Genomic DNA, 7710 nt, shown 5'->3' with positions numbered 1-7710 from the left:
GGCGGCGCATCCCGGACCGGGGATGCGCCGCCGCCGTATCTGCCGTCCGCCCGCTCTCCGACCGCGTTCAGCGGGAGCGGATGCATGGGCGCAAATACTTCAGGTGCCGCAGGTTACGACGAGACATCCAGGCAGGAAGAGGGTGAGTCCGATCACGAAAAGGCGCACGAGCTTGCGCTGCATGGGGAATCTCCAGAGGTGTGGTGGAGGCTTGGGGATGCCCCTGAAGGCGCAAGAAGCACGCCTGCCGCAACTCGCTTGCAGCGGCCGTGAACCCGGTCACCCGCCACCTGATACGAGTTGGGGGATTGATCCTGCAATCCGGCAGCGCACGTGCGACCTCGCCCATAGATCCTTCGGCCTGCAACCGTTCGTGCGAGGGGAACGACGGCGTGGCCGGCCTCAGGATGACGTCTCTATGTGCGTTTGGAATGCAAAGGTGATTGCCACGTCCGGTATGAGCTCCTCGGCCGCCTTCGCGCTCAGCCGCCCGTGTCCGCGGTCAGCCGGCGCCAGGCGCGGAGATACCGGTTCAGCCGGTCGGCGTCGCCCTCGCCGACGGTGCCGGTGCGGCGCACGTCCATGTTGTCTTCCAGATCGGCGATCTTCACGCGCCGGGCCACCGGGTGCGCCGCCGCGCGGTCCACGAACGCGTCGTAGTCCTCGCCCTCGCGCTTCGACAGCGCGTCCACGGCGGCCACGACCTCGTCGGCGAAGCCGCGGGCGCGCAGGTCGTCCAGCGTCCACGAGCTGTCCTCCACCACGTCGTGCAGCACGGCGGCCATGCGCTCGGCCTCGGTCTGCACGCGGAACATCACCCGCAGCGGGTGCAGGATATAGGGCGCGCCGCCGCGGTCGCGCTGCCCGCGGTGCGCCTCCACCGCGATGCGGATCGCTTCTTCGATGTCGGCCACGCGTTCGCCTCCGGGAGATGGGGATCGTCCGGCGACGAGATTACGCGGCCGGGGCCCAAAGCGAAAGCGGCGCCCGGGATCTCCCGGACGCCGCTCCATCTCCATCTCCATCTCCATCTCCATCTCCATCTCCCGTCTGCTCGTTCGGTCAGGCAGTGGCCTTGACGACCGACCTGGCCTCGGCGAGCAGGGCCAGCAGCTCGTCGTCGGCGATCGACTCCCAGTCCACGCGCGGCTCGGCCAGGCGGCGCTTTTCCGAATCGCTCTCGAAGCAGAGCCAGCCGTTGGCCAGCTCGGGCGAGGCGCCCTTCAGGACCCCGCTCTGCGGCCGCACGTGCCAGACGCGCCAGGACCGCCCTTCGTTGTCGTACAGCGTTCGCATGTCTCTTTCCCGCGGGTCCACAAGGTGCAACTCGGCGAAATGCAAGCACCGCGCCGTTGCAGACGGCCGGTAAGCCGAAGCGAATTCGGCAGATGGAGCCACATCCATCGACAAACTCTGGACGGAATCGGCCTGGCGCACGGGATGGATCCGGAAGAAGATGGGGATCTCACGGAGGATGCGGAGGAGGATCCGTGGGCCGGGAGATCGGTTGTGGATGAGCGAGGGAGCTCGCCGGGACGGATGGAGATGATGGAAGAGGCGCGGACGATCTACACCATCGGGCACAGCACCCGCACGATCGAGCAGTTCATCGCCCTGCTGCGGGAGCACGGGGTGGAGCTGCTGGCCGACGTGCGGCGCTTTCCCGGCTCGCGCCGGCACCCGCAGTTCGGGAGCGCGGCACTGGCTGCGTCGCTGCAGGAGGCGGGGATCGGCTACGTGCACGCCGAGGCGCTGGGCGGCCGGCGCAGCTCCGAGGCGGGCGCGGCGTCGCCGAACACGGCGTGGCGCAACGATGCGTTCCGTGCGTACGCCGACTACATGGCCACGCCGCCGTTCCGCGACGCGCTGGACCGGCTGGTCGCGCTCTCCCGCGAGCGGACGGCGGTGATCATGTGCGCCGAGGCCGTCCCCTGGCGCTGCCACCGGCGCCTGATCACCGACGCGCTGCTGGCCCGCGGCATCCCCGTGGCCGACATCATCGGGCCGGGCCAGGCGTCGCCGGCGCGGCTCTCCGAGCACGCCGTGGTGCGCGGTGACGGCACCGTCATCTACCCCGCCGCGCCGGGGGTGCAGGAGGACCTCTTCGCGTAAACGCTTGCGGAGCAAACGCGTGTACGGTTTGTTTCGTTGGCGGCGCCCTTCTTGCGCTTCGGAGCACCGTTCCGACCTGCGCTTGCGCGGCGGCGCCGCGGCCGGCACCTTCCCCGTACCGTCACCACACCCGGCACCATCTCCGCAACGGCCCGATGCCGAAAACGGTCCTGCTGGCCGACGACCACGAGGACAACCGCATCGCGCTGCAGCTCATGCTGGAGCGCGACGGCTACCGCACGCTCGGCGCCCGCAACGGCCGGGAGGCGGTGGAGCTGGCGCAGGAGCACCGCCCGGACCTGATCGTGATGGACCTGGCCATGCCGGTGATGGACGGCCGCGAGGCCAACCGCCAGCTGAAGTCCGACGACCGTACCCGCCACATTCCCGTGGTGATGCTGACGGCGATGGCGCTCTCCATCGACCGCGAGCGGCTGGGGAGCGAGGGGTTCGACGGCGTGCTGATCAAGCCCGTCCTCCCCCCGCACTTCCTCGCCGACGTCCGCAGCCGCATCGGGCCGGCTAACCCCGCTGCCTGACCAGCATCGGCCGCGCAGGTGCGGCCTTGACGTTCCAGGGAGATTTTTCTACATTCCGAGTTGCACAACGTAAACGGGGGTGGTTCATGCCCAAGCCGAGAAAAAGCATGCTGAACCCGCCGCGGGTCCCCCGGCGTGCGCCAGGCAGTTCCGGAACGCGAACGAGCTCCGAAACGGCCGACGCATCGCTCGACCTGGCGGAGTTCAAGAAAGAGGTGCTGGAAGGCGTGCGACGCATGGCGGGGTCGAACAGTCTCCGCGACATCTACGCCGACGACGGGGAGTCTACCGGTGGGGTTCATCCTGGACACGAACCTGTACATCGACGCTGACCGCGAGCCCTCGCGAGCCGAGGCGCTCGCGGCATTCTACGATTCACATCTCCCCTCCACGCACCTCCACGCCATCGTCGTTCAGGAAATGCTCGCCGGGGCAATCAGCCCCGAACGGGCTCGGCGTGCGCAGGAATCGCTCATCCGGCCCTTCGAGAAGCGCAACCGGCTGATCGTCCCGACGTACGAAACATGGAAGCGGGCGGGGGAGATCCTGCGGCAGCTGGCAGTCCGCGGATTCATCGCGCCCGGCAAGTTCGCCCGCTCGTTCATCCACGACGTGATGCTCGCCGCCTCGTGCCGGCAGTTCGGGCACACGCTCGTCACGGCCAACCTCCGCGACTTCGAGCTGATCCGGAAGGTGGAGCGGTTCGATTTCGTTCCGCCCTTCCCCAACTAGCCTCGGAATTCCCGACCCGAATCGCAGGCGAGACGATCATCCGTCCCGCCTGCGCTTTTTCATATCCACGGACTCCGATGCCGGTCCTCGCGGACGGTCTCCATCTCCCGTTATGGCCGTTTCGTGATGCGCGAAACCTTGCCGCGGCGGGTGCCGTAGGGGCCAACGCAAACCAGAATTCGGACCGGGCCCTCCCTCCATGCCCGGCCGTCCGGACCGGGACGCCTCCGCGCCCCGCACCCCTACCAGAGCCGGACCCATGAGCCTTCTACAGGACCTCCGCTACGGCGCGCGGAAGCTGGTCCACAACCCGGGGTTCTCGGCGCTTTCGGTCGTGACCCTGGCGCTGGGGATCGGGCTGACCACGACGATGTTCAGCATCGTCTACGGAGCGCTGCTGCGCGGGCTTCCCTTCGAGCACGGCGAGCGCGTGGTGGCCGTCCGCCGCGCCAACCCGCCGCGCGACCAGAAGCAGATGGACCTCACCCCGCACGACTTCGACGACTACCGCGCCCAGCAGCGCTCGTTCGAGGGGCTGGGCGCGTTCAGCAGCGGCACCATGACGGTGAGCGGCACCGAGAAGCCCGAGCGCTTCGACGGCGCGTACCTCACCGCCAACACCTTCCAGCTCATCCGCGCGCAGCCGCTGCTGGGCCGCACCTTCGGCCCCGGCGAGGACGCGGTGGGCGCGCCCGCGGTGGTGGTGCTGGGCTACGCCATCTGGCAGAACCGCTACGGCGGCGACCGCGGCATCATCGGCCGCACCATCCGGGTGAACGGCGAGCAGGCCGAGGTGATCGGGGTGATGCCGAAGGGCTTCGAGTTCCCCTCGAGCGAAAAGCTCTGGCTCACCCTGCGCAACCCGCTCCCGGCCAAACGCGGCGACGGTGACGACCTGTTCACGTTCGGCCGCCTCCGCCCGGGCGTGTCGATGCAGCAGGCCGACACGGAGGTGAAGGGGATCGCCCGGCGGCTGGCCGCACAGTACCCCGAGAGCAACAAGGACATCACCGCCTACGTGGAGCCGTACACCAGGTCGTTCATCGGCGACGAGCCGACGAAGCTGCTGGGCACCATGCTCTTCGCCGTGTTCCTCGTCCTCCTGATCGCCTGCGCCAACGTGGCCAACCTGCTGCTCTCGCAGGCGGCGATGCGGGCCAAGGAGGTGGGGATCCGCACGGCGATGGGGGCCAGCCGCGCACGCGTGATCATGCAGTTCCTCACCGAGCCCTTGGCGATGGCCATGATTGCGGCCGTGCTGGGGACGCTGATGGCGGTGGAGGGGGTGAAGCTGTTCAACGCGGCCATCGCCAGCACCGAGCCGCCGTTCTGGATCCGCATCCGCATCGACGGGCCGATCCTGCTGTTCGTGCTGGCCATCACCCTCTTCTCCACCTTCGTGGCGGGCGTCCTTCCGGCCATTCGCGCCTCGGGGGCCAACGTCAACGAGGTGCTGAAGGACGAGTCGCGCGGGTCGTCGTCCTTCCGCGGCGGGCGGCTGTCGCGCGCGCTGGTGGTGTTCGAGATCGCCCTCTCCGTCGGGCTCCTGGTCGCCGCCGGGCTCACCATCAAGAGCGTGACGCGGCTGCGCAACATGGACTACGGCTTTCCCACGCGGACGATCTTCACCGCGCGGGTGGGGCTGCCGGAGACGGTGTACCGCGACAGCGTGGCGCAGGTGCGCTTCTTCGACCAGCTGTACCAGCGGCTGGCCGACCTGCAGGGCGTGGAGTCGTACACGCTGACCGGGATGCTGCCGGTGCTGGGCGGACCCACCTCGACCTTCGCGGTGGAGGGCAAGGCGTACGCGCAGCCGCGCGACTACCCCGAGACGCATTTCGTCAACACCTACCCGGGGTACTTCCGCACCTTCCAGGTGCAGCTCGAGGGGCGCGACTTCGGCAGCGGCGACACGCGCACCAGCGACCCCGTGGCCATCGTGAACCGCAGCTTCGTGAAGAAGTACTTCGGCGGCGCCAGCCCCGTCGGCCGGCGCTTCCGCTTCGGCGACGCGAAGAGCACCGAGCCGTGGCGGACCATCGTGGGCGTGGTTCCGGACATGTGGGTCGACGGGACCGACAACAAGAAGCCCGAATCGGTCTACCTCCCCTTCGCGCAGGCCCCGCAGCGCTACGTGAGCGTGGTCATCCGCCCGCGCGGCACGCCGCCGGGGGCCATGACGGCGCCGGTGCGCAACCTGGTGGCGAGCCTGGACCCCGACCTTCCCATCTACTTCGTGAAGACGCTGCAGGAGCGGATCGACGACGAGACCTGGTTCTACCGGGTGTTCGGCGCGCTGTTCATGATCATGGGCGCGGTGGCGCTGGTCCTGGCGGCGGTCGGCCTCTACGGTGTGATGGCCTTCAACGTGAGCCGCCGCACCCGCGAGATGGGGGTGCGGATGGCGCTGGGCGCCAAGCCGCGCGACGTGGTGCGGCTGATCATGCGCCAGGGGATCATCCAGCTCGTGATCGGCCTCGTCCTCGGCTTGGGCCTGGCATACGCGCTGGGGTCGCTGCTGACGATCATCCTGTTCCAGGTGAGCCCGATCGACGCGGTGACCTACGGCGCCACGCTGGCCGTGCTGGCGCTGGCCGCGCTGGCCGCGTCGTACATCCCCGCGCGCCGGGCCACGCGGGTGGACCCGATGGTGGCGCTGCGCTACGAATGACCTTCCCGCGCCGGCCAGCGGCCGGCGCCCAAACCGACGACGCGGGAGAGCGACCGATGGAGACGAACGATTCGCTGATCCGGATGACGGACGTCACCCGGGTGTTCATGACGGAAGAGGTGGAGACGCACGCGCTGGCCGGGGTGAGCCTGGACATCCGCCGCGGCGAGTACGTGTCCATCGCCGGGCCGTCGGGGTGCGGGAAGACCACGCTCCTCTCCATCCTGGGGCTGCTGGACTCGCCCACCAGCGGCGAGCACGTGCTGAACGGCGAGCCGGTGGCGCGGCTGAAGCCGGCGCGCCGCGCGGAGATCCGCAACCGCGAGATCGGCTTCATCTTCCAGGCGTTCAACCTGATCGGCGACCTGACGGTGGCCGAGAACGTGGAGCTGCCGCTGACCTACCGCGGCCTCCCCGCGGGCGAGCGGAAGCGGCGCGTGGCCGAGGCGCTGGAGAAGGTGAAGATGGACCACCGGATGAAGCACTACCCGTCGCAGCTCTCCGGCGGCCAGCAGCAGCGCGTGGCCGTGGCCAGGGCGATCGCGGGCGACCCCAGCGTGCTGCTGGCCGACGAGCCGACGGGGAACCTGGACTCGGCCAACGGCGGGCAGGTGATGGACCTGCTGGCGGACCTGCACCGCCAGGGCTCGACGATCGTGATGGTGACGCACGACCCGCGCTACGCCGAGTACGCCGACCGCACCATCCACATGTTCGACGGCCAGGTGGTCGAGGCGCCCGCGGAGGCGATGCTGGCGGGGGTGTGAAGGAGTACGAAAGTACGAGAGTACGGAAGTACGGAACGGAAAAGAGTGCGGAAGTGCGGAAGGGCGTGAGTGCGTCGGATCTACACGGACCCAGCGCACTTCCGCACTCACGCACTTCCGCACTTCTGTTTACGGTGTCGCGGCGGTGATCGACGTGACGGGATGGATCTCCCAGAGCGTGGCGGCGAGCTGGCCGCGCTTGCCGCGCGGGGGCTCGCCGACGTGCGCGTCGTCGTAGAAGAGCGCGCCGGTGACGGTGACGTAGATGGGGGTGTCGAGCTCCGTTCCCTTCTTCTTCGGCCTGTCGCCGGCGAGCGCGTGGTCGCGCACCCACTGGCGCGCCGCCTCCACCAGCGGGCGCAGGCGTGCGTCGCCCACCTTCTGCGGATCGGGGATCTCGACGATCAGGCAGTGGTTGCCGTCCGCCCGGCTGGTGGTGAGCTGCAGGTGGTAGTCGTCGTCGGCGGGATGCGCGACCAGGTGCAGCCAGCCGCGCGTGGTCACGATCTGCCCCTCGCGCATCCCCGCCCGGCCGATGGGCTCGGGGATGCGCGCCGTCTGGTACCGGCCGTCGCTCTTCCCCACCCCGGGCGCGTCCGGCAGCGCGAGCAGATCGCCGAGCGGCACCCTCGCTCCGTGCGCGGGATCGGCTTCCGCAGCGAGCGTCGTCTTCACCTGCCAGCGATGATGCGTGTCGGACGCGTCGTCCTCGTCGAAATCCGCCGTGTCGTCCTGGGCCAGGGCCGTGGTGTCCGCGGCGGCCGTCTTCCGATCGCCCCCGCCCTGATCATCCCCCGCCCGCCGGGAGTCACCGCCCCGCGAACCGCATCCGCCGGCGAGCAGCGCGGTGAGGGCGAGGGCGAGGATGGGTCGTGTGCGCATCGGGAAC

8 protein-coding genes are annotated in these 7710 nt (G+C 69.4%); 5 read left to right on the top strand and 3 right to left on the bottom strand.

Going from position 1 to position 7710, the window contains the following annotated elements:
* Nucleotides 1-482 precede the first annotated feature (482 nt).
* Nucleotides 483-914: an HD domain-containing protein gene (locus VLK66_RS27450; RefSeq protein WP_325312713.1), complete on the bottom strand. Its 432-nt coding sequence runs from the start codon at nucleotides 912-914 to the stop codon at nucleotides 483-485.
* Nucleotides 915-1062: 148 nt separating this feature from the next.
* Nucleotides 1063-1296: a hypothetical protein gene (locus VLK66_RS27445; RefSeq protein ID WP_325312712.1), complete on the bottom strand. Its 234-nt coding sequence runs from the start codon at nucleotides 1294-1296 to the stop codon at nucleotides 1063-1065.
* A gap of 243 nt (nucleotides 1297-1539) precedes the next feature.
* Between VLK66_RS27445 and VLK66_RS27440 the strand changes: the two genes are divergently transcribed.
* The 5 genes from VLK66_RS27440 to VLK66_RS27420 all read left to right on the top strand — a co-directional run bounded on the left by VLK66_RS27440 (nucleotide 1540) and on the right by VLK66_RS27420 (nucleotide 6821).
* Nucleotides 1540-2112, top strand: a complete 573-nt coding sequence (locus VLK66_RS27440; protein ID WP_325312711.1) for a DUF488 domain-containing protein — start codon at nucleotides 1540-1542, stop codon at nucleotides 2110-2112.
* 155 nt (nucleotides 2113-2267) lie between these two features.
* Nucleotides 2268-2651: a response regulator gene (locus tag VLK66_RS27435; RefSeq protein WP_325312710.1), complete on the top strand. Its 384-nt coding sequence runs from the start codon at nucleotides 2268-2270 to the stop codon at nucleotides 2649-2651.
* 291 nt (nucleotides 2652-2942) lie between these two features.
* Nucleotides 2943-3383: a type II toxin-antitoxin system VapC family toxin gene (locus VLK66_RS27430; RefSeq protein ID WP_325312709.1), complete on the top strand. Its 441-nt coding sequence runs from the start codon at nucleotides 2943-2945 to the stop codon at nucleotides 3381-3383.
* A 259-nt stretch (nucleotides 3384-3642) separates the two neighbouring features.
* Complete coding sequence (locus tag VLK66_RS27425) at nucleotides 3643-6054, top strand: ABC transporter permease (RefSeq protein WP_325312708.1); 2412 nt, start codon at nucleotides 3643-3645, stop codon at nucleotides 6052-6054.
* Between the two features lie 56 nt (nucleotides 6055-6110).
* Entirely contained in the window at nucleotides 6111-6821 is a 711-nt protein-coding gene (locus VLK66_RS27420) for an ABC transporter ATP-binding protein (protein WP_325312707.1), read from the top strand.
* A gap of 129 nt (nucleotides 6822-6950) precedes the next feature.
* Here VLK66_RS27420 and VLK66_RS27415 read toward each other — a convergent pair whose 3' ends face one another.
* A complete protein-coding gene (locus VLK66_RS27415; protein ID WP_325312706.1) occupies nucleotides 6951-7703 on the bottom strand; it encodes a hypothetical protein in 753 nt (250 codons plus the stop codon).
* Nucleotides 7704-7710: the final 7 nt, after the last annotated feature.

Origin of the sequence: Longimicrobium sp., from assembly GCF_035474595.1 — a bacterium.
Lineage (GTDB): Bacteria > Gemmatimonadota > Gemmatimonadetes > Longimicrobiales > Longimicrobiaceae > Longimicrobium.
The sequence above is the reverse complement of the archived record's forward strand: the minus strand, read 5'-3'. Positions and strand labels throughout refer to the sequence as shown.